Origin of the sequence: Arthrobacter terricola, assembly GCF_004354015.1 — a bacterium.
Classification (GTDB): domain Bacteria; phylum Actinomycetota; class Actinomycetes; order Actinomycetales; family Micrococcaceae; genus Arthrobacter; species Arthrobacter terricola.
Map to the genome: position 1 here is coordinate 1 of NZ_SMRU01000022.1, position 20,487 is coordinate 20,487.

Genomic DNA, 20,487 nt, shown 5'->3' on the forward strand with positions numbered 1-20,487 from the left:
CTCGCCGTAGAACTCACGGGCGTAGGAGACGAAGGATCCCGAGGACGGGCGGTGCAGCACCAGCTCGCCGAGGGCGCGCAGGATCAGGAAGGCGAAGAAGCCGCAGACGGCGTACGCGATGACCAGGGAAGGTCCGGCGGCGTTCAGGCGGCCGCCTGCTCCCAGGAACAGGCCGGTGCCGATCGCACCGCCGATCGCGATCATCTGGATCTGCCGGGGCTTCAGGCTCTTGTGGTAGCCCGTGTCTTCCGCGTGGAGGAGGTTTTCGGTGGCGTGCGCTTGCTTTGGGACCGTGTGGTGGAGAGCAACCTCGACATTGGGGTTGTTGTTGGGCATGGATTTCCTTTCGATCCGGGCACAGGTCTGTCCGGTTAGGGGGAATCAGGTGGAAGAACGGATGCCGCCCGAGGCTGAAGGGGCAGGGCTAAGAACGGACTAGAAAACCGACCAGCCGGTGCGGTCGGACAGCTCGGCGAGAGCTGCGGTGCCCGCCAGGGAGTTGCCTTTGGTGTCCAGCCGGGGACTCCAGACACAGATGGCGCACTGGCCGGGAACGATGACCAGGATGCCTCCGCCCACGCCGCTTTTGCCGGGCAAACCGACGCGGTACGCGAATTCTCCTGCGGCGTCGTACATGCCGCAGGTCAGCATGATGGAGCCGATGCGTTTGGCCTCGCTGCGTGTCACCACCGCTCCAGCCGCGCCGCGGCCCTCCCGGGCGAGGAAGAGGCCAGCTTGGGCGAGCTCCCTGCAAGTCATCATGATGGAGCACTGGCGGACGTAGTTTTCCACCACCGACTCCGCAGATCGCCTGAGATTGCCGAAATCTTTGAGGAAGTGGGCCAGGGCCAGGTTGCGGCTGCTGTTGCGCAGTTCGCTTGCCGCCGCGGCCTCATCGATGAAGGGACCGCCTGGTCCGCTCTCTGCGGTGAGAAAGTCAAGAAGAGCTGCGGCGGCATCGGGGGTCTGGTCCATCAGGTGGTCCGTGACCACCAGGGCACCGGCGTTGATGAAGGGGTTCCGCGGGATGCCGTGTTCCACTTCCAGCTGGACCAAGGAATTGAAAGCAGTGCCGGAGGGTTCGCGCAGCACCCGGGACCACAGGGCTCCCGGGCTGTCCCGGCGCAGGGCCATCGCAAGGGTGAATACCTTGGAGATGCTCTGGATGGAAAAAGGGACATCGGCGTCTCCCGAGCAAAAGACGTCGCCGGCTGCGGTGGCGACCGCAATTCCGAATCTGCTGAATGGAACGCCCGCGAGAGACGGGATGTTCGCCGGTACGGAACCGGATTCCCTTTGCGGTCTGTGGTTGGACACGATGTCATCGAGCATCGGTCCCAACGGCGGTGCATCCAGTGCTGTGGTCATTTCCTGCCCTGTAGGTCGTTGCGTCGGCCGGCCCATTCATGGACATGCAGCAGTGCCACTAGCGCGTCGCGGGGATTGTCGAAATCCAGGCGGGTGACCCGGGCGGCCTTGCTGATTCGGTAGTAGACGGTGTTCTTGTGAAGCGCCATCCGTTTGGCGCATTCGGCGACGTCGAGCGAGCAGTCGAAATAGACGCGCAAGGTTTCGGCGAGTTCGGCATCATCGCGCATGAGGGCTGACATGCTGCCGTGCCGGAACGTCGAGGATTTGAACCTGTGGAGTGCGTCACGGAACAGTATCTCGGCTTCAAAGTCAGCCACTGTCGCCACAGATGCGTCAGGGGATGCACCCACGCACTCGAGCAGGGCCTCGGTGATCGGAGTGACCGAGTGGAGGCTCAGCAGATCCGGAGCCACCGGCCCGACAGCAGCGAAGGGGCTGATGCCCAGATGCCTGGCTGCGTCCCGGATGACGGATTCGGCCAGGCTCCGCAGCCCCTGTTCGGCGGTAGCGGACAGCAAGCCCGGAACAATGACGGCAGTGTCGCCCTTGAATTGCCCGACGACCGCGGACGCCTTGTATGCAGCGGCATGGATCGAGGCCAGGCTGGCAAGCTCGCCATGCTTCAATGCCGCGTCATCGGCCTCGCTGTCCGCCGGGGACATACCTATCAGTATCAGTGCCGCCGGTCGCTCCGCAGGGATTTTTCCGCTTCGGGCAGTCGCAGCAGCCTCTGCTGCACCCGAGAGGATCCTGGCAACGCGGTCCTCACGCATGGGCACGGACTGCTGGTTACGGTAACGGATGAGCTCGGCGGAGGCCCGGGCAGCAGACCCCGTCAGTACGTAGTCAACATCCGGGCTGAAGCCGTCCCCGGTTTCCTGAAGCCATATGTAGCCCATGATCCGCTCACCGGCAAACAGCGTTATCGCCACCCGTTCCCTCAGCCCGTCCTGCGGCCTGGCCGGAACACGCACAGGCAGCCGTGTTCTGTGCAGCTCACGGTAAGCGCCGAGGTCTTTGAGCAGCATTTCGTACTTCCGCGGGCCGCGCCGGGCCAGGATGGACGCTTTACGCAGCTCGTCGATGTCGTTCGACACCGTGGAGTAGGCCAGGACCTTGTTGGCCGCATCCTCGATAACCACGTGACTGGAGGTCAGGCGCGCGGTGGTCTGGGCAATGGCAAACAGATCTTCTTCCAGAAGTGTCAGCACTTCGCTGGGGTAGCTTCGCGGCTGGATCCTGTCCTTGGCGATGGAAAGGAACCGGTCCCAATCGGCAGCCGGATCCACGAGCAGCAGCCCGGTGCCGGCGGCGCCCAGCAGTTCCTCTGCCTCGGTCAGCTCGTCACGGATTCCCTTGACCGCGACAACCAGGGGCGGGTTCCCGAGGAGCCGGCGCAGGGCCGGCAAAGCCGACCGGCCACGGACGCCGATCAGCAGGACGAAGGCTGCGCCGGCGTCGGAGACTTCATCGTCCGCATCCACGATCAGGAACTTTTCCACCGCCGAACGCCCGGAGGCGGGCCGCATGACGAGGGTGGCGAACCCTAGAGGAAAGTCCGAAAGGATATCATCCACCGTAACCGCGGCCATGGCTTCCTTCTGCGTCGATTCCGCCGGACGGCTCTGTCCGGTCACCTCATCGTAGCGAGCAGATATTCCGCAGAATATGTGTCCGGATCCAAATTGCATGCAGGGTTTTCAGGTGCTGGTCCAATACCGTTCGCTGCAGCTGAAAAGCCCGTCAACCTTCATCAGTCAGCCTTCAGAACATCCCCCCGCTCACCGACGGTTTCGAAACGATCCACAGCATCGAACTGGGCGGAATTCGGTCATGGGTGCCTTCGCAGAGTTCGAACGCGCACTGATCGGTGAACGCCAACGCGAAGGGCTTGCACTGGCTAAGAAACGCGGAGCCTACCGCGGACGCCGGGAAGCCCTTTCTGATCGCGCCGGTCTCCAAAGCCGGCGCCCGGAAACTGGAACTGGACGTCCGATTCACCCAAGCATCCCTGAACGCGGGAGGGACCCGCCCGGCACAGCGGCTGTGGCCCCGGCCCGACTGTAACGAATGGCGCCGTTGCCCGGTTGGGGATGCGTGAGACTTCCAAGACCCCTACCGAACCGTTGGGTGCGCCGCGGTACACAGACGTGAAGGATTCGCTCACGCGGAACGACGCCGGGGATCCCTCCGGCATCGCCGACGCGCTGGTCGACTGAGTTTCCCCACATGCATACGGCCCTGGCACTGAGCTGACCGCTCGGCACCGGTGCCGTCTTTGCGCAGCAGACTACTTCTGGTTCTTCACACTCCCGGACGGATCACCCGTTCATCCGCGTCAATCTTCAAGGTGCGCATCTTGCGCCACATTGTGGTGCGGCCGATTCCCAAAATCTCAGCTGCGCGTGTCTTGTTGCCCTCGGCTTCCGCGAGAGCTGAGACGATGGCATCGCGTTCGGACTGCTCATAGCGGCTAAATGATGGCAGGGACGCCCGATGCATGGCGGCGGGCAGGTCCTTGGTCTGGACCAGAGCGTCTCCGGTTGAATGCCGGAGCACGGCAAGAAGCCGGGCCAGTTCCCCCACGTTGCCGGGCCAATCCCATGCGAAAAGGCATTGCAGCGCGGCGGGGGAGAACCGTGGGGGCTGGATGCCGGGGAAGATTTCGGCGGACACCTCCCGGATAATTTCAGGGAGTTCGTCGCGCACGTCAACAAGGGAGGGCACGTGCACGGGCCCGGACAGGCCCGGGGTGTCATCACCGCGATGGGGTGCCTGACCGTTGGTCCGTTGGGTGAGGACGACCCGTGCGCCGGGATGGACTCCGGCTCTGGCAATACCGGCAAATTGGATGAGCCGGCCCAGCAGTTCTTCCGGCATGGTGGATCCGTCGATGATGACGCCGCGTCCCTCATTCAGGACCGCTTCCATGCGGGCCCAGGCTGACGGATCGGTGGTGAACTCGTTGGCAGCAAAGGACCCGGGTTCCCGCCCCGTGTGCTGGCGCAACCACTTTGAAGACTGGTGGCGCTTTCCGACGCCGGGGCCTCCGATGACCCGGATGGTGCCGCCGGTCGCGGCGGCCTTTGAAATGTCATTCTGCAAGGCGCTGTAAGACGTTGTGGTGCGGGCCTTGCGTGAGGACAGGCCGTTCAGGACTTCCCGGAGCCCGGGCTCTTTTGCGTCTCCGAGGGTGCGGGTGGATTCGATTCTGCCACTTGCGGCACCGGCCGGCGTGGTGAATTCGAGTGCGAAGATGGCGTCCTGGCCTGGGCGGCCCAGGCGCCTGATCACCGCTTCGGTTCCGAGCAGGGGAAGTTCGAGCTGCACCGTGTCCTTCTCCCATTGGTGGCGGCGCAACGTTTCCCACAGATACGCGTGTGCCTCGGCGTCAAAATGCGCCAGCGCGGGCAGGTCGGTCATGACGGTTTCGGAATTCATGACCAGGACCGGATTCCTGGAGGACTGGAACCTGCGGTAGGTGCGTGCCAACTCCAGGTTCCGGGAGTCAGCCATCAGCTCCAGCGCTTCTGCGATCTGGTGGCCCGCCTGGCGCGCCATGGAGACCATCAGCGGGCTGGCGGCGTCAACGTGGGAAGCAATGGACAGTGATCCGACAATCCGGCCGGTGATTGGGTGTTTGATGGGTGCACCTGCACAGGCGAGTTGAGCCAGCGCGTCATTGAAGTGCTCGGTCCCCAGGACGAAGACTACTCCGCGCCCTTCAATGGGGGTGCCGAGGCCGTTGGTGCCCAAGGCCTTTTCGGAGAAGACAAAGCCCTCGGCCGCGTAAGCGTTGTCCAGGGTCCGGGCGTCCTGGGCATCGATGATGCGCCGCGAAACGATCCGCCCCTCCTCGTCGGCGAGGAAGAGCGCCAGCCGGGTGTCGGTCAGGTTGTCCTGCCATTGGTCCAGGATTCTGCCCGCGGCCCGCAGGATGGCGCTGTCGGGATCTATGTCGCCGAGGACGTGCGGGCCGGTCGCCGGATTGACATGATGGGAGACCGAGCGCCGCCAACTCTGTTCAATTTCCTCGGGAACGAGCGACGCCGGAATGGAGGCCCGGACGAGGCCTTCTGTGATCAGCCGTTCCCGGGCGTTCCGGACCGCGTCTTCGCGGCGTGATTTCTCGATCACTTTCCCATTCTCAAGCAGTCAGAACAATGCGTCCAGCAATCCCGCCGCGGGTCAGTTCGTCCAGGGCTCGCGACACCTCAGCTGCGGACAGCGTCCTTTCGGCGACCGGGATGCTGGGAAGTTTACCGGTCTTGGCGATGCCCACCAGGTCGTGCAATTGGGCCAATGTGCCCACGAAGCTGCCCTCGATGCGGATCATGCGCAGTGCAAGCATCGCGGTGGGAATAGTGACTTCCCCGCCAAAGAGGCCCACCTGGATCATGGTTCCGGCTTTCGCGAGGATATCGAAGGCGGTTGCGGCAGTGGCACCGTTGTTGACGAAATCGATGACGGCGCCGGCCGGTCCGCCGGCTGCGCGGCTGATATCACCGGGATCCTGGCCGGGCCCGGACAGTGCGGTGCTGATGGCGCCCATGTCCCGGGCCAGCGAAAGGTTCCTCTCCGAGACATCCACAGCGCAGATGTTTTGGTGGCCCCGGGCCCGCAGGATGGCAATCGCGGTCAGCCCGAGCCCGCCCGCGCCGAAGATGACCACCGGTTCGTCCGGTTCAAGGGGGAGGACCTTGTCCACCGCACTGTGGGCTGTGAGGCCGGAACAGGCCAGCGTCGCGGCCCAGCTCGGGTCGAGCCCATCGATGTCCACGAGGTATTTTTCATCCGGTACCAGAATGTACTCGGCGTAACCGCCATGGCGTGCGACGCCGAGGTTCTGCCCGGCGGAGCAGCGGTTGTCATGGCCCGCCCGGCAGTGGCGGCATTGACCGCAGCCGATCCACGGGTAGATGAGGCGAATGTCTCCGGCACCAACGGACGTGGCGTCGGCGCCCGTTTGCTCCACGACTCCGACGACTTCGTGCCCCAGGACCATGGGATACTCGATGCCCCGGTCCTTCAGGCTCATCTGACCCCGGCTGCCAAGGTCGTAACCACCTTCGCGCAGGTGCGTGTCGGTGTGGCAAACCCCGGCACGCAGCACTTTCAGCAGCACCTCCCGTCCCTCCGGGCGCGGTGTGGGTAGGTCCAGATCATGGATGGCCGGGTCGTCGGGCTGGACGGCGAATGCATGCATGGGGAGCACCTCTTCGTTGGGGTCAATGGGTCTTCATTCATCATGCGCCACATATTGCCCTGCCCTCCAATACCTATTCGTGGGTTCATTGGGCCCACTTCAGGTATCAATATGCGGGGCCGGTGACCGTTTCAGATTGGAACGCCTGTGGCATGGAACACACTCCTACCTTTGAATCAACGCCGGGGCGGCCGCCGAAGCAGCGGACCGCCGGCAATCCAGAGCGGACTCAAAGGAGAGCATCATGACCGCCAACGTTGTTGAGCAGACAGCCGCACCAGCCGGCACCCAGAACCAGGACGTACTGCGCGAGCTGTACGCCGACTGGGCCCGGATCATGGAGACCACCCCCGGTCTGACCATGCGCCTGTTTCGTTCCATCTTCGACGAATGGCACCAGCCCACCGTCGAACCCGAAGGTGTGACCTACCGTGAGGACACCGTTGGCGGTGTCCCCGGCATTTGGTGCCTGCCGCAAGGCGCGGACAGCACCAAGGTCCTCCTCTACACGCACGGTGGCGGATTCGCCGTCGGTTCTGCCTCCAGCCACCGGAAGCTGGCCGCACACGTCGCCAAGGCGCTCGGCTCGGTAAGCTTCGTGCTGGACTACCGCCGGGCCCCGGAGTTCACTCACCCGGCCCAGGTGGACGACGGCGTGGCGGCCTTCGACGCGCTCGTCGCCTCAGGTATTGCACCGGAAAACATCACCACCATCGGCGATTCCGCCGGCGGAAACCTCGCCATCGCCATAGCCCTTGCCGTGAAGGAACAGGGCAAGGAAGCGCCCGGCCAAGTGATTGCTTTCTCCCCGTGGCTGGATATGGAAAACAAGGGCGAAACGCTGGTCACCAACAATGACACCGACGCCCTGATCACCCCTGAACTGCTTGAAGGCATGATCGCCGGCGTCCTCGGCGGCACCATTGACCCCCGTACTCCGCTGGCCAACCCGCTGTATGCCGACTTCAGCGGCTTCCCGCGCCTGTACATCACCGCCGGCAGCGTGGAGTCCCTCCTTGACAACGCCACCCGGCTGGAGGATCGCGTCAGGACCGCCGGCGTGGACGTCACCTTGTCCATCGGGGAGGGCCAGCAACACGTCTACCCGTTCCTGGCAGGCCGCTCGGCCCTCGTTGCACAGGAGTTCGAAAAGCTCGCCGCCTGGTACACGAAATAGAGCAGTACCGGAAGTAACGCCAAACCATATTCATCCCCTGCATCAGAACGACAAAGGAGTTCGCCATGACTGCACAGAACACCATCCAGACCGTTGACGCCGTGGTCATCGGCGCCGGCTTCGGCGGCATCTACGCGGTGCACAAACTTGCCAATGAGCAAGGCCTCACCGTTGTCGGTTTTGACAAGGCCGGCGGCCCCGGCGGCACCTGGTACTGGAACCGCTACCCGGGCGCACTCTCGGACACCGAGAGCCACGTCTACCGCTTCTCTTTTGACAGGGACCTGCTGCAGGACGGCACGTGGAAGCACAGCTACGTCACCCAGCCCGAAATCCTCGAGTACCTCGAAGGCGTGGTTGACCGCTTCGACCTCCGCCGACACTTCCGTTTCGGCACCGAGGTAAAGTCCGCCGTCTATCTCGAAAACGAAGGACTCTGGGAAGTCACCACCGGCGGCGGCGCCGTTTACGGCGCCACCTATGTCATCAATGCCGTAGGACTGCTCTCTGCCATCAACTTCCCCAACCTCCCCGGCCTGGACAAGTTTGAGGGGGAGACCATCCACACCGCAGCCTGGCCGCAGGGCAAGTCACTGGCCGGCCGCCGGGTCGGCGTGATCGGCACCGGTTCCACCGGCCAGCAGGTCATCACCGCACTGGCCCCCGAGGTGGACCACCTCACCGTGTTCGTCAGGACCCCGCAGTACTCGGTCCCGGTGGGCAAGCGCCCGGCAACAGCTGAAGCTATCGCCGACATCAAAGCCGACTACGACAATATCTGGGCACAGGTCAAGCGCTCGGCCGTAGCCTTCGGATTTGAGGAAAGCACCGTTCCCGCGATGAGCGTCTCCGAAGAAGAACGCCGCAGGGTCTACGAGAAGGCCTGGGAATACGGCGGCGGCTTCCGCTTCATGTTCGAGACCTTCAGCGACATCGCCACGGACGAGGAAGCCAACGAGACCGCGGCGTCCTTCATCCGGAACAAGATCAGCCAGATCATCGAAGACCCCGAGACGGCACGCAAGCTGACGCCGACCGGCCTGTTCGCCCGGCGCCCGCTGTGCGACGACGGCTACTTCCAGGTGTTCAACCGGCCCAACGTCGAGGCAGTGGCCATCAAGGAGAACCCGATCCGTGAAGTCACCGCCAAGGGTGTCGTGACCGAGGACGGCGTGCTGCACGAACTGGACGTCATCGTCTTCGCCACCGGCTTCGACGCCGTGGACGGAAACTACCGCCGCATGGAAATTGTCGGCCGCAACGGACTGAACATCAACGACCACTGGGACGGCCAGCCCACCAGCTACCTGGGCATCTCCACCGCAAACTTCCCCAACTGGTTCATGGTCCTTGGCCCCAACGGCCCGTTCACCAACCTGCCGCCGAGCATTGAGACCCAGGTCGAGTGGATCAGTGACACCATCGATCACGCCCAAAAGACCGGTCTCCGGGCCATCGAGCCTACGCCCGGGGCCGAGGCGGAATGGACCGAGTTGTGCACCCGGATCGCGAACATGACGGTGTTCACCAAGGTCGAGTCCTGGATCTTCGGGGCGAATATCCCGGGCAAGAAACCCAGCGTGCTGTTCTACCTGGGCGGCCTGGGCAACTACCGCGGGGTCCTGGCCGAGGTCGCAGCCAACGGCTACTGCGGCTTCGAACTGACGCCGGCCACCGCCGTCGCCGCCTGACGCGGACTCAACCACCCACCACCACAGAGGAGAACCAACCATGGGCGTGTACGCCACAACCGATCCGGCCACCGGGGAGGCCACCGCAGAATACCCGGAGATCTCCGACTCCGACCTGGATACCCTGATCGGACGCAGCGCCGCCGCCTACCGGTCCTGGCGGACCACACCCCTGGAACAGCGCCGGGCCGTCCTCACCCGCACGGCGGAAATCCACCGCGGGCAGGCGGAGGAACTGGCCAAACTGCTGACCCTGGAAATGGGTAAGCCGGTCGCCCAGGCCAGGGGAGAGGTGGAACTGGTGGCGTCCATCTACCAGCACTACGCGGACCACCTCGAGGAATACCTTGCTGACGAGGAACTGGGTATCAAGGGCGCGGGAACGGCGATGGTACGCACCGAACCCGTCGGGCCCCTGGTCGGCGTCATGCCGTGGAACTACCCGTACTACCAGGTGGCACGTTTCGCCGCCCCGAACATCGCCCTCGGCAACACGATCATCCTCAAGCACGCGCGCAACTGCCCCCAGTCCGCCCTGGCCATCGAACGGGTCCTGGGCGAGGCCGGCTTGCCGGACGGCGTGTACCTCAATGCCTTCATTTCCTCGGCCCAGGTGGCGGCAGCCATTGCGGACCGGCGCGTGCAGGGCGTTTCACTCACCGGCTCGGAGAAAGCCGGAGCGGCAGTGGGCGAGGTGGCAGGACGGCACCTGAAGAAGTGCGTCCTGGAACTGGGCGGTTCAGACCCGTTCATCGTGCTCGACGACGCCGACATCGACACGGCGGCCGGTGCTGCGGCAGTGGGCCGGCTCAGCAACGGCGGCCAGGCCTGCACGGCGTCGAAACGCTTCATCGTGGCGGACAGCGTGTATGACGAGTTCCTGCCGAAGTTCGTTGACGCGATGGCGGGGTGGCAGTTGGGGGACCCCACCAACCCGGAGACCAAACTGGGCCCTCTTTCGTCAGTCGCCGGCGTGGAGGAACTCGACGAGCTGGTCCAGGACGCCGTTGCCAAGGGAGCCTCCCTCCTGCTCGGTGGCCAGCGCCCGGACGGCCCCGGCGCCTACTACCCGGCCACGGTCCTGGCCGGCGTCACCCCGAACATGCGCGCGTTCAGCGAGGAACTGTTCGGACCGGCCGCCGTCGTTTACCGCGTCAGCTCCGAGGAGGAGGCAATCGAGCTGGCCAACAACTCACCGTTCGGCCTGTCCTCCAGCATCTTCACCGCGGACATGGCCAAGGCCGAGCGGCTGGCCCGGGAGCTGGAGGTGGGCATGGTGTGGATCAACAGCACCAGCAAGAGCGCACCTGACCTGCCTTTCGGGGGCGTAAAGGGCTCGGGCTTCGGGCGGGAGCTGGCCCGGTTCGGCTTCAATGAGTTCGCTAACAAGAAGTTGGTGCGCAGTCCGGGAGCGAGGTAGCCCCAAACCCGGCGTGTGAATCACCGTGCCGGGTTGCGGGCCGATGTGCCCGCAACCCGGGACCGGGCCGTTAAGCTTCCGGCTTCTTCGCGAAGGCAGGATAAAGAGAGGCGACCAGCTGCCTGCCGAACGCTTCATCCAGGGGCTCGCCGCTGAGGAACAGCCTGTAGTAGATGGGCCCAAGCAGAAGGTCAGTCACCAGTTCCGGATCCAGCCCGTCCCTCAGTTCGCCGCGTTCAACGCCGCGTTCCACCAGGGCGGTCACTTCCCGTACGCGCTTGCCCACCACCGTCGCCCGGTAGGTTCCGGCAAGCTCGACGTCGACGGCGACTTCCGAGACCAGGCCCTGCATGATGCGTCCCAGCAGGGTGCCGGACATCAGCTCCACCGTCCGGCCCACAAGCCGCGTCAGCTCGGCCTGAGTGTCCTTGACGTACGGCAGGGTACTGACGTCGCCCAGCATGTCCAGCAGGACAGCCATTGCCAGGTCGTTCCGGGACCGGTACCGGCGGTAGATGGTGGATTTTGCGACACCGGACCGCTCGGCGACGCGTTCGACCGTGAGGCTACTGAATCCGGAATCGGCCAGCAGTTCCCGCGTGGTGTCCAGGACAACCCGCTCAGTACGCGCCCGGCGCTTCTGGTGGCCGGAAACCGTTGACCCGGCCGTCCCTCCATCGCCTGCATCCAATGCCATCCCAAACCCTTCCGTTCCATCAATCGTAAGTGCTAATATTGAAACGCAACGTAGCGTTTCAAATAAATGAAACGCCACACCTACTCCACCTCAAAGCCTAGAAGGGCAGCAGCATGACTACCGACCGTTACCAGCGCGGACTGGACCGCATGATGGAACTCGTCTCCACGGAACACAGCAACACGTTTGACCACGCCAAGCTGGTGGAGTCTTACGCGGCCCTTGATGCGGAGTTGTCCGACTACATCGTCTCCTTCGCCTTTGGCGACATCTACTCCCGCGACAGCCTGACCCAGCAGGAACAGACCATGGTGACCATCTCCACGCTGGCCGCACTCGGCACCGAGGTTCAGCTGAAGCTGCACATCAACGTCGGCTTCAACGTGGGCCTGACCAAGGAAAAGGTCGTCGGCACCCTGATCCAGTGCATCCCTTACATCGGATTCCCGCGCGTCCTCAACGGCTTGACCCTGGTCAAAGAGGTCATGGCCGAGCGCGGCATGACCACCGAAACCACCACGCACTGAGACGGAGGAATCTGATCATGAGCAGGAAAATCGGTTTCGTGGGACTGGGAACCATGGGGCTTCCCATGGCAGTCAACCTGAACAAGGCCGGCTTCGACGTCATCGGCTATGACGCTTTCGAAGGCTCCCGGCAGAAGGCACGGGCTGCGGGAATTACCGTCGCCGAAACCCTGAAGGCCGTCGCTGAACAGGCCGACGACGCGATCGTCTCCATGGTCCGCGACTACGCGCAGAACGTTGATGTGATCCTGGGCGATGCCGGGCTCCTGTCCGCCGGCCCCCGGGACATCACCATCATCGTCATGAGTACGCTGGACCCGGACGCGATGAACCAGCTTGGTCAGCAGGTCGAGGAACACACCGGCGTGAAGCTCATCGCCGCCGCCGTCAGCGGAGGTTCCACCGGCGCCGAGGCCGGCACCCTGTCCATCATGGCCTCAGGCGCCGGGGATGTGGTGACCGCCGCGCGCCCGTACTTTGACGCAATCGGATCCAATTTCTTCTACTTCGGCGAGAGGCCCGGCAACAGCCAGGCAGCGAAGCTGGTCAACAACCTCATCCTGGGCATCACCATGAATGCCGTCGCCGAGGGGCTGAAATTCGGCGCGCACTACAACGTGCCCGAAGCCGAACTCCTGAACCTGTTCAAGGTCAGCACCGGCGACAGCTGGGTGGTCCGGAACTGGGATTCAGTCTCGGAGTGGACTGCGGATACCGCTTTGGCGGTGCTGCTCAAGGACCTCAAGGCCGCCCACCTCAAGGGCCTCGAGCACAACGTCGCCATGCCCTTCAACGCCATGTCCTCCACCCAGCTGTTCGACTCCATGGGAAAGAAGCCGCAGCGGTAAGAACGGGCGCACGCCGAACAGCCGACCGGGATCCAACCCGGCCGGCTTTTCAGTTCCTGCCGACGCCTGTCAGCTCCAGTCGAAGAAGCCCTTGCCGGTCTTGCGGCCGAGTTCGCCGCGGGCCACCTTGTCACGCAGGATCTGCGGCGGCGCGAACCGGTCACCGAGGGTGGACTGCAGGTATTCGGCGATGCCCAGGCGCACGTCCAAGCCCACAATGTCGGTGGTGCGCAGCGGGCCGGTGGGATGTTTGTAGCCCAGGACCATGGCGTTGTCGATGTCCCCGGCAGAGGCCACGCCCTCCTCGACCATCCGCATCGCCTCCAGCGCGATCGCCACGCCCAGCCGTGAGGACGCGAACCCGGGCGCGTCATTGACGACGACGGCAGTCTTGCCAAGTGCCTCCACCCACCTTTTAGCCTCCGCGGCCAGTTCAGGTGAGGTTTGTTCTCCGAGCACCACTTCGATCAGGGTCGACGCCGGGACCGGGTTGAAGTAATGCAGGCCCAGGAAGTTCCCCGGCCGCCGCAGCTCGCGGGCCAGCCCGTTCACGGACAAGGAGGACGTGTTCGACGCCAGGAACGCCCCCGGTGCCAGGCGCTCCTCGATCCCGCGCAGCGAGGAGACCTTCAGATCCCAGTCCTCCGGCACCGCTTCGACCACCAACTGGCGGTCCTTGAACGCGTCATAGTCGACCCCGACGGTCAGCCGGCCGGCCATCTCGTCCAGGTTCGCGTGCGTGGCTCCGCGTTCGATGCTCTTGGCAGCCGCGGACTCCACCCGTTCGCGGGCGGCCTCGGCTGACCGCTCGTCACGCTCGACCACCAGCACGTCGGCGCCCTTGATCAGGAAGGCGTGGGCGATGCCGGCACCCATCCGGCCGCCACCGAGCACCCCCACGAAGCGGGGAAGGCCTGCGGGAAGGCCGGGGGAAAGTGCGAAGGGCGCGGTCTGAATGAGGGGGCTGGTCATTTACTTCTTCTTCCTGTCGAGGAATGCCTGCATACGGTCGAACTTGGCCCGGGATTCGAAAAGCATCCCCTGGGCCAGAGTGTCGATGACGGGATGGGCTTCCCGGGGAGTATGGAAAACAGATTTGGTGATCCGGACAGCCAATGGATCCTGGGCCGCGATGGAGTCCGCCAGAGAATGGGCGGCGTCCATCAGTTCATCCGACGAAACAAGTTCCGTGATGAGTCCGGCCGCCAGGCATTCCCGTCCGGTCAGCACCTTGCCGGACAGGAGAATGCACTTGGCCAGCGGCTCGCCGACGAGCTCCTTCAACCGCCAGGTGGCTCCGGCCGCGGCCAGGATGCCCAGGTTTGTTTCGGGGTTGCCCATCCTCAGGGCGTCTGTACCGATGCGGAAGTCGGCTGCATAGGCCAGTTCGGCGCCACCACCCAGCGCGAATCCGTCCAGCGCGGCGATCACCGGCATGGGCAGCTTCGCGATCCGGTCGAAGATGCCGGAGTTGATCCCGGCCAGCGCATCGTCACGACGCCGCTCCCGCAGCTGGGCGATATCCGCGCCGGAGGCGAAAAGCGCCTTGGTGCCGTTCGACGCGTCTGCCGGCGTGCCGGACATGATCAGGATCTTGGGCGTCCCCTCGAGGTAGGAGCACACCTGGTGCAGTTCATCCACCATGTGCTGGTCGATGGCGTTCCGCACCTCGGGGCGGTGCAGGCGGACCGAAACGCGGTCCGCGGACTCCTCGACCCGCAGCGTTTCGAAAGCCCCGGCACCCAGGCGCGCGCCGGCGTCGTACATCAATTCCGTCACGAGAGCCCCTCGAGCAGCAGTGCCGTGCCTTGGCCGACTCCCACACACATGGTGGCGAGCCCGAGTTTGCGGCCGTCCCCGGCTTCCCGGCCAAGGCGGCCCAGCAGGGTGATGACCAGCCTTGCGCCGGAGGAGCCGAGCGGGTGTCCGAGGGCAATGGCACCGCCGGAGTTGTTGACGACACCCGGTTCGAGCTTGAGTTCGCGCATGCAGGCGAGGGCCTGTGAAGCGAAAGCCTCGTTAAGTTCGACGGCGGTCAGGTCGCCGACGGCGAGGCCGGTCCGTTCCAGGACTTTGCGGGTGGCCGGGACGGGGCCGATGCCCATGATTTCCTGGGGGACGCCGGCGGAGGTGCCGTCCAGGATGCGGGCGCGAGGCTTGAGTCCGTATTTTTGAACCGCTGCCTCCGATGCGACGATGATCGCAGATGCGCCGTCGTTGAGCGTGGAGGCGTTGCCGGCGGTGACCACGCTGCCGCCCTTGACCACGGGGCGCAGTCCAGCGAGAATCTCGCGGGTGGTGCCGGGCCGTGGCCCCTCGTCAGTATCCACGACTGTTTCGCTGCCCTTGCGGCCCCTGACGGTGACAGGGACGATTTCGTCCGCGAAGTGCCCGGCCGCTATCGCAGCGAGGGAGCGTTCGTGGGAGAGGACGGCGAAATCATCGCAGTCCTCCCGGAGATGCCGTATACGCGGGCCACTTCCTCCGCCGTCTCGGGCATCGAGAAGATGGCCTTGCCGTCCCGGGACAGGTCGCCGGACTCGAAAACCGGGTTGGGAAAGCGCCAGCCGATGGACGTGTCCACCACGGCGCCGGGCTTAGCGAAGGCCTTGTCCGGCTTCTCCATCACCCAGGGGGCGCGTGACATCGACTCCACGCCGCCGGCCACCACGATGTCCGCGGCACCGGCCTTGACCATGTGCGAGGCCATGATGATGGCGCTCAGGCCGGAAGCGCAGAGCCGGTTGATGGTGACGCCGGGAACGGTGTCCGGGAAGCCGGCCAGCAGCCACGCCATCCGAGCGACGTTGCGGTTTTCCTCGCCCGCGCCGTTGGCGTTGCCCAGGATCACCTCGTCCACGACGGCCGGGTCAATGCCGGCGCGTTCGACGGCGGCACGCACCGTCAGTGCGGCGAGGTCGTCCGGGCGGACGGAGGACAGTGCGCCGCCGTAGCGGCCGACGGGGGTGCGGGCCCCGCCGATGAGGAAGGCGTCAGTCATGAAAAGCTCCTAGGTGTGGCTGTGTATGGCTGGGTTCAGTCGTCTGGCGGTGTTTTGCGGAAGGCCCGCTGTCAGCGGAACGCCGAGATGCCGGTGATGTCGCGGCCCACCAGCAGGGCCTGGATGGAGTCCGTGCCCTCGTAGGTGGACACCACCTCCATGTCCGTCATGTGGCGGGCCACGTGGTTTTCGAGGAGCAGGCCGTTGCCGGCCAGGAGCTCGCGGGCTTCGTTGCAGATCCACTTGCCCTTCTGGGACGTGGACATCTTCACCATGGAGGCCATGGCGTTGGTGAGCAGGCCCTGGTCCGCCAGTTCGGCCATGCGGTTGCACATCAGCTGCATCGCGGTCAGCTCGCTGAGCATGTTGGCCAGGCGGTGCTGGACCAGTTGGTAGCCGGCGATCGGGTTGCCGAACTGTTCACGCTTTGCGGCGTAGTCGGCGGCGATCTCGAAACAAGCCATGGCGTGGCCGACGGCTTCCCAGGCGGCGCCCCCGCGGGTGGCCTGCAGCACCCGGGAGACGTCGGCGAAGGAGTGGCAGTTCTCCAGCCGGTTGGCGTCCGGGATCCTCATGTCCTCGATGACGATGTCCGCCTGGAGGATGGCACGTTTGCCGATCTTGCCGGTGATGACGGTGGGGTTGTAGCCCGCGGGGTGGTTGCCGGCGGCGTCCTTTTCGACCACGAATGCATTGACCTTGCCGTCTCCGGTGTTGCGGGCGAACAGCACAATCACCTCCGCGGCGTGACCGTTGCCGATCCAGCGCTTGTGCCCGTTGATGACCCAGGTGTCGCCGTCGCGTGTTGCACTGGTTTCCAGGGCGACGGAGTCCGAGCCGTGGTCCGGCTCGGTGAGGGCGAAGGCGCCGGTCTTCTTGAGCCGGGCCATGTCCGGGAGCCAGCGCTGGCGCTGTTCGTCGCTGCCGAGCATGTTCAGCGCGCCCATGCACAGGTTGGAGTGCACGCCTAGGAAGGTGTTGATGCTGCCGTCCGCCCGGGCCATTTCCCGCGCCACCATGCCGGCGGCCTTGCGGCTCATGCCGGGGCAGCCGTAGCCCTGGATGAAGGTGCCGATGATGCCGAGTTCGGCGAGCGGGGCCAGGAGTTCGTCAGGGAACTCCGCGCGTTCCCAGTACCCGTTGATGACGGGCAGGACCCGGTTCTCGGCGAAGTCGCGGACCTTGTCCCGGATGGCGGTCTCCTCCGGGGTCAGGCCGTCGTCGAGCCGGAAGTAGTCGGAGATGGCGGCGTCGCGGGTTTCGGTGGTGGCGGTCATGGCTGGTCCTTCGATTGGTGCTGTGCGGGATGGCCGGCTGGCGGCGTGAGGTGCGGTGAAGCGAGGCTTCGGATGCGGTGTGCCGCGGCGGGCTAGGGCTTGGTGGAGCGGAGCCATTGGACGATGTCGGCCCGGTCCGCGTCGATGCCCGGTGGCACGAGGTCGTAGCTGGCGGGTGTCTCGGAGAAGGTGATGGGGTTGCGGATGCCGGGGATGGACTGATCGCCGGAACCCACCTCCACGACCGGTTCCAGGCCCAGTCGCTGGGCGAATTCGATGCCACCGCGCACGTCGTTGATCGGGGCACAGGGCAGCCGGGCTTCGGTGAAGACGTCGAACCATTCCGCGGCCGTCTTGCAGGCGAGCAGGTCCTGCAGGATAGGGCGCAGCCCGGCCCGGTTGAGGCTGCGGTCCGGCGGCGTGGCGAAACGTGGATCGGTTGCCAAGGCCGGTGAGCCGAGCACACCGCAGAGGGTCCGGAACTGCCGGTCGTTGCCGATGGCCAGGACGATGTCCCCGTCCGCGGTGGGCATCGGTTCATAGGGGTAGATGCTGGGGTGCTCGTTGCCCATGCGGGTAGGTACCTTTCCGCTGAGCAGGTACCCTCCGGTTTGGTTGACCATGCCGGAGAGCGCGGAGGACATGAGATTCACCTCGATGCGCTGTCCGCGGCCGCTTTGGCTTCGTTCGTGAAGTGCGGAGAGGACGCCCACGGCGGCGTGCAGGCCGGTGATCACGTCGAAGACGGCCACCCCGGACCGGTAGGCCGGGAGTTCCGGATCGCCGGTGAGGCTCATGAGCCCGGACATTGCCTGGACCAGGAGGTCGTAGCCGGGCAGGGCGGCACCGCCTGCGGTGCCGAAACCGGTAATCGACGCATACACCACCGCCGGATGCCGCTCGGCGACGGACGCGTAGTCCAGGCCGAAGCGGTCCAGTCCGCCGGGCTTGAAGTTCTCCAGCACCACGTCTGCACTGGCGGCTATCTCCTGCGCGGTGGCAACGTCGTCGGGGTTCGCAAAGTCCAGGGCGATGGCACGCTTGTTCCGGTTGATGGAGAGGTAGTAGGTGGACTGGTCTTCGTACACCGGCGGCTTCCAGGCCCGGGTTTCATCACCGGAAGGGCTTTCCACCTTGATCACGGCGGCGCCCATGTCTGCCAGCAGCATGGTGCAGTAGGGGCCGGCGAGGACGCGGCTGAAGTCAGCAACGACGATTCCGGCCAGGGGGCCACTGGGCTGGCGTCCGAACGCGTCCTGACGTACGCCCGCCGGTTGGCGGTAGGGTGCGGCTCCCGGCGACGGGGGAGCGGCGTTGCTCTGGAGTGTCATGGGTCCTCTTCCGAAAAGGGTTCCTTTTGACTATCCCATCGGGAATTACGTCGCGTCCAATACTTATTCCTACCTTGATTATTGCCTCACCTGCAATAATCGAAGGATGGAGATTCAGCAGTTAAAGGTCTTTCTGGCGGTGGCCGAGGAGCTGCACTTCGGCCGTGCCGCCCAGCGCCTCCACATGGCCCAACCGCCGGTCAGCCGGATGGTGCGGCAGTTGGAAAGCGATGTGGGGACTGACCTCTTCGTCAGGAGCACACGCAGCGTGCAGCTCACCGCGGCGGGGGTGGCTCTGATGGCATCAGCCAAGGACATTCTTGCTGCAACGGACCGCGCAAAGGCCCTCGCATTGGCTGCCGGGCGCGGCGAAGTGGGAGTGGTGAAGCTCGCCTACGCGGGGGCCTCGACGCATGTCCTGGTGGGAGTGCTGGCCAGGGAAGTCCGGAAGGCTCACCCGGGCATCGAAATGCGCCTGAACAGTCAGGACTTTGCCCTGCCCGCCCTGGCCCGCGTGCTCCGCGGCGACGTCGACGTTAGTCTCGGCCGCTGGGATTTTGTACCCGCCGGCGTCAAGGCCCGCATCATCGTGGAAGAACACCTCGTGATGGCCGTCCCCGCATCGCACCGGCTCGCCTTAAGGGGAGAGATCCACATGGAGGAACTTGCCGGCGAACCGTTCGTCGCACTACCCGCGCACGAAGGCTCTGTCCTGGCCGACCGCCTTCGCCGGCTAAGCCTGGGTGTCGGGTTCGATCCTGACATCGTGCAGAGAGCACCGGACTCCTGGACTGCAATGGCCCTGGTCGGAGCCGAGGTGGGGTGCTCATTGACAGTGTCATCGGTTGCGGAGAATGTCACCGACCCCCATGTGCGATTCCTGCGGGTTCTCGACGAGACCCTCCCGATCTACCTGAGAATGGCCTGGCGCGGGGACTCGGAGAACCCGGCCCTTCCACCGGTCCTTGCACTTGCCGAACAGGTATGGCCCAGCTGAACTTTCGCTTTCGGCCACTCCGTCATCGGCACGCCCGAAGGGTAACGCGGACGGCTGGCGAAGCCGCGCCCGAATCCAGATGGCCCTTACGCACGATCGCACTGGTATACCGCAGCCTTCCCCTGCTCAACAAACGCTTAGTGTGCGCCTGACGCCCACCCGCTCGGATGCGCATGGCTCGGTCGACCAGTGCGATTCGGCCTAGGAAGCCTTTGAGTGACTGCATGGTTTCAGTCCACCCCGGTTCTCAACATTTAGGACCGGCGGTTTTTCCGGACGTGTTTTTGCAGTGGTGAAGGAGGCAGGCTGCCTTTGGGGTGCCCGCCGTCCGCAGCGACGAGGCAGTGGTGGTTGAAGATTTCGAGGCGGAGGCGGGTAGCCGATCGGTTGTTCACAGTGACCGTCAGGAAGTCCGGCAATGGCGTTTACGAACATAGGCCGGTCCTCGTGTCTGCGATGTGCCGCAGCAAAATCCGTAGGGTCACACGGTCCGCACTACCCGGCGGCCAACGGCCCGATTCACGGGAACAGCTTTGGAACGTACCGTCGGCTTGTCCTCGGATTGCTGGAGGCTTTTGGCTATCTACCGCCGCGCTCGAACCGCAGTCGCCGCGGGGTTACCCGGCTGTCCAGGCCGATGCGATCGTCGTCAAAATGACCCGGCGCGGGTCTTGGCAGTTTATGCGGCACCTGGTCGTGGATTCAGATGAAGCTATTCCATTCGCCGGTCACAATCGGCTCAGTCGCGTGCGGCGGGAATGTTTTGAGAAGTGTCTTTCAGGACTCTTTCCGCGGAATTCCGCCGTTTCGGGACTGTTCGTGGCTGTCGAACCCTCGTTGACAGAAATTCCACTCTGCGGAATTTAGATTCTCTCTTGCGGAAGAATGTGACGAGAAATACACTGAGTCCCACCCCTTCCTGGGGCGTCAACGAAGACAGATTG

The 20,487-nt window shown here is 64.7% G+C and carries 16 protein-coding genes and 3 pseudogenes; 8 read left to right on the forward strand and 11 right to left on the reverse strand.

Annotated elements, in window-relative coordinates; genetic code table 11:
• From E1809_RS17330 to E1809_RS17340, 3 genes and pseudogenes are all read right to left on the reverse strand, one after another.
• A pseudogene (locus E1809_RS17330) lies at positions 1-336 on the reverse strand (amino acid permease); the annotation flags it as partial.
• A 99-nt stretch (positions 337-435) separates the two neighbouring features.
• The gene (locus tag E1809_RS17335) at positions 436-1,368 is read right to left on the reverse strand and encodes a glutaminase (RefSeq protein WP_133205495.1); all 933 of its coding nucleotides are present in this window, start codon (positions 1,366-1,368) and stop codon (positions 436-438) included.
• Entirely contained in the window at positions 1,365-2,963 is a 1,599-nt protein-coding gene (locus E1809_RS17340) for a PucR family transcriptional regulator (RefSeq protein WP_133205565.1), read from the reverse strand. Before E1809_RS17340 ends, E1809_RS17335 begins: the two co-directional genes overlap by 4 nt.
• A gap of 235 nt (positions 2,964-3,198) precedes the next feature.
• Here E1809_RS17340 and E1809_RS28105 point away from each other — a divergent pair.
• Both E1809_RS28105 and E1809_RS27765 read left to right on the forward strand, forming a co-directional pair.
• Positions 3,199-3,315 (forward strand): annotated as a pseudogene (locus E1809_RS28105) (recombinase family protein); the annotation flags it as partial.
• Positions 3,316-3,464: 149 nt separating this feature from the next.
• Positions 3,465-3,590, forward strand: coding sequence for a hypothetical protein (locus tag E1809_RS27765; protein ID WP_268908713.1), 126 nt, complete (start codon positions 3,465-3,467; stop codon positions 3,588-3,590).
• 85 nt (positions 3,591-3,675) lie between these two features.
• Here the strand turns inward: E1809_RS27765 and E1809_RS17350 are convergent, their stop codons facing one another.
• Both E1809_RS17350 and E1809_RS17355 read right to left on the reverse strand, forming a co-directional pair.
• Positions 3,676-5,508, reverse strand: a complete 1,833-nt coding sequence (locus tag E1809_RS17350; protein ID WP_133205496.1) for a sigma-54-dependent Fis family transcriptional regulator — start codon at positions 5,506-5,508, stop codon at positions 3,676-3,678.
• A gap of 10 nt (positions 5,509-5,518) precedes the next feature.
• Positions 5,519-6,577 carry an alcohol dehydrogenase gene (locus tag E1809_RS17355; RefSeq protein ID WP_133205497.1) on the reverse strand — a complete coding sequence of 353 codons (1,059 nt, stop codon included), beginning with the start codon at positions 6,575-6,577 and terminating at the stop codon, positions 5,519-5,521.
• Between the two features lie 244 nt (positions 6,578-6,821).
• Between E1809_RS17355 and E1809_RS17360 the strand changes: the two genes are divergently transcribed.
• The 3 genes from E1809_RS17360 to E1809_RS17370 all read left to right on the forward strand — a co-directional run bounded on the left by E1809_RS17360 (position 6,822) and on the right by E1809_RS17370 (position 10,865).
• The gene (locus E1809_RS17360) at positions 6,822-7,754 is read left to right on the forward strand and encodes an alpha/beta hydrolase (RefSeq protein WP_133205498.1); all 933 of its coding nucleotides are present in this window, start codon (positions 6,822-6,824) and stop codon (positions 7,752-7,754) included.
• 65 nt (positions 7,755-7,819) lie between these two features.
• Positions 7,820-9,445 carry a flavin-containing monooxygenase gene (locus tag E1809_RS17365; RefSeq protein WP_133205499.1) on the forward strand — a complete coding sequence of 542 codons (1,626 nt, stop codon included), beginning with the start codon at positions 7,820-7,822 and terminating at the stop codon, positions 9,443-9,445.
• A 40-nt stretch (positions 9,446-9,485) separates the two neighbouring features.
• Entirely contained in the window at positions 9,486-10,865 is a 1,380-nt protein-coding gene (locus E1809_RS17370) for an NAD-dependent succinate-semialdehyde dehydrogenase (RefSeq protein ID WP_133205500.1), read from the forward strand.
• A gap of 70 nt (positions 10,866-10,935) precedes the next feature.
• On the opposite strand, the gene E1809_RS17375 is transcribed toward E1809_RS17370, so the two are convergent.
• On the reverse strand, positions 10,936-11,562 hold the full coding sequence (locus E1809_RS17375) for a TetR/AcrR family transcriptional regulator (RefSeq protein ID WP_133205501.1): 627 nt from the start codon (positions 11,560-11,562) through the stop codon (positions 10,936-10,938).
• A 113-nt stretch (positions 11,563-11,675) separates the two neighbouring features.
• On the opposite strand from E1809_RS17375, the gene E1809_RS17380 reads away from it, so the two are divergent.
• Together E1809_RS17380 and E1809_RS17385 are read left to right on the forward strand one after the other, a co-directional pair.
• Positions 11,676-12,089, forward strand: coding sequence for a carboxymuconolactone decarboxylase family protein (locus E1809_RS17380; RefSeq protein ID WP_133205502.1), 414 nt, complete (start codon positions 11,676-11,678; stop codon positions 12,087-12,089).
• A 17-nt stretch (positions 12,090-12,106) separates the two neighbouring features.
• Positions 12,107-12,937: an NAD(P)-dependent oxidoreductase gene (locus E1809_RS17385; RefSeq protein WP_133205503.1), complete on the forward strand. Its 831-nt coding sequence runs from the start codon at positions 12,107-12,109 to the stop codon at positions 12,935-12,937.
• Between the two features lie 69 nt (positions 12,938-13,006).
• Here E1809_RS17385 and E1809_RS17390 read toward each other — a convergent pair whose 3' ends face one another.
• The 5 genes and pseudogenes from E1809_RS17390 to E1809_RS17410 all read right to left on the reverse strand — a co-directional run bounded on the left by E1809_RS17390 (position 13,007) and on the right by E1809_RS17410 (position 18,546).
• The gene (locus E1809_RS17390; protein ID WP_133205504.1) at positions 13,007-13,909 is read right to left on the reverse strand and encodes a 3-hydroxyacyl-CoA dehydrogenase family protein; all 903 of its coding nucleotides are present in this window, start codon (positions 13,907-13,909) and stop codon (positions 13,007-13,009) included.
• Positions 13,910-14,704, reverse strand: coding sequence for an enoyl-CoA hydratase/isomerase family protein (locus E1809_RS17395; RefSeq protein WP_133205566.1), 795 nt, complete (start codon positions 14,702-14,704; stop codon positions 13,910-13,912).
• A gap of 8 nt (positions 14,705-14,712) precedes the next feature.
• Positions 14,713-15,938, reverse strand: a pseudogene (locus E1809_RS17400) (acetyl-CoA C-acyltransferase).
• Between the two features lie 71 nt (positions 15,939-16,009).
• Complete coding sequence (locus tag E1809_RS17405) at positions 16,010-17,215, reverse strand: acyl-CoA dehydrogenase family protein (protein WP_133205505.1); 1,206 nt, start codon at positions 17,213-17,215, stop codon at positions 16,010-16,012.
• Between the two features lie 92 nt (positions 17,216-17,307).
• Positions 17,308-18,546 (reverse strand): CaiB/BaiF CoA transferase family protein, encoded by a 1,239-nt coding sequence (locus tag E1809_RS17410; protein WP_133205506.1) that lies wholly within the window; start codon positions 18,544-18,546, stop codon positions 17,308-17,310.
• A gap of 106 nt (positions 18,547-18,652) precedes the next feature.
• Between E1809_RS17410 and E1809_RS17415 the strand changes: the two genes are divergently transcribed.
• Positions 18,653-19,543, forward strand: coding sequence for a LysR substrate-binding domain-containing protein (locus tag E1809_RS17415; RefSeq protein ID WP_133205507.1), 891 nt, complete (start codon positions 18,653-18,655; stop codon positions 19,541-19,543).
• Positions 19,544-20,487: the final 944 nt, after the last annotated feature.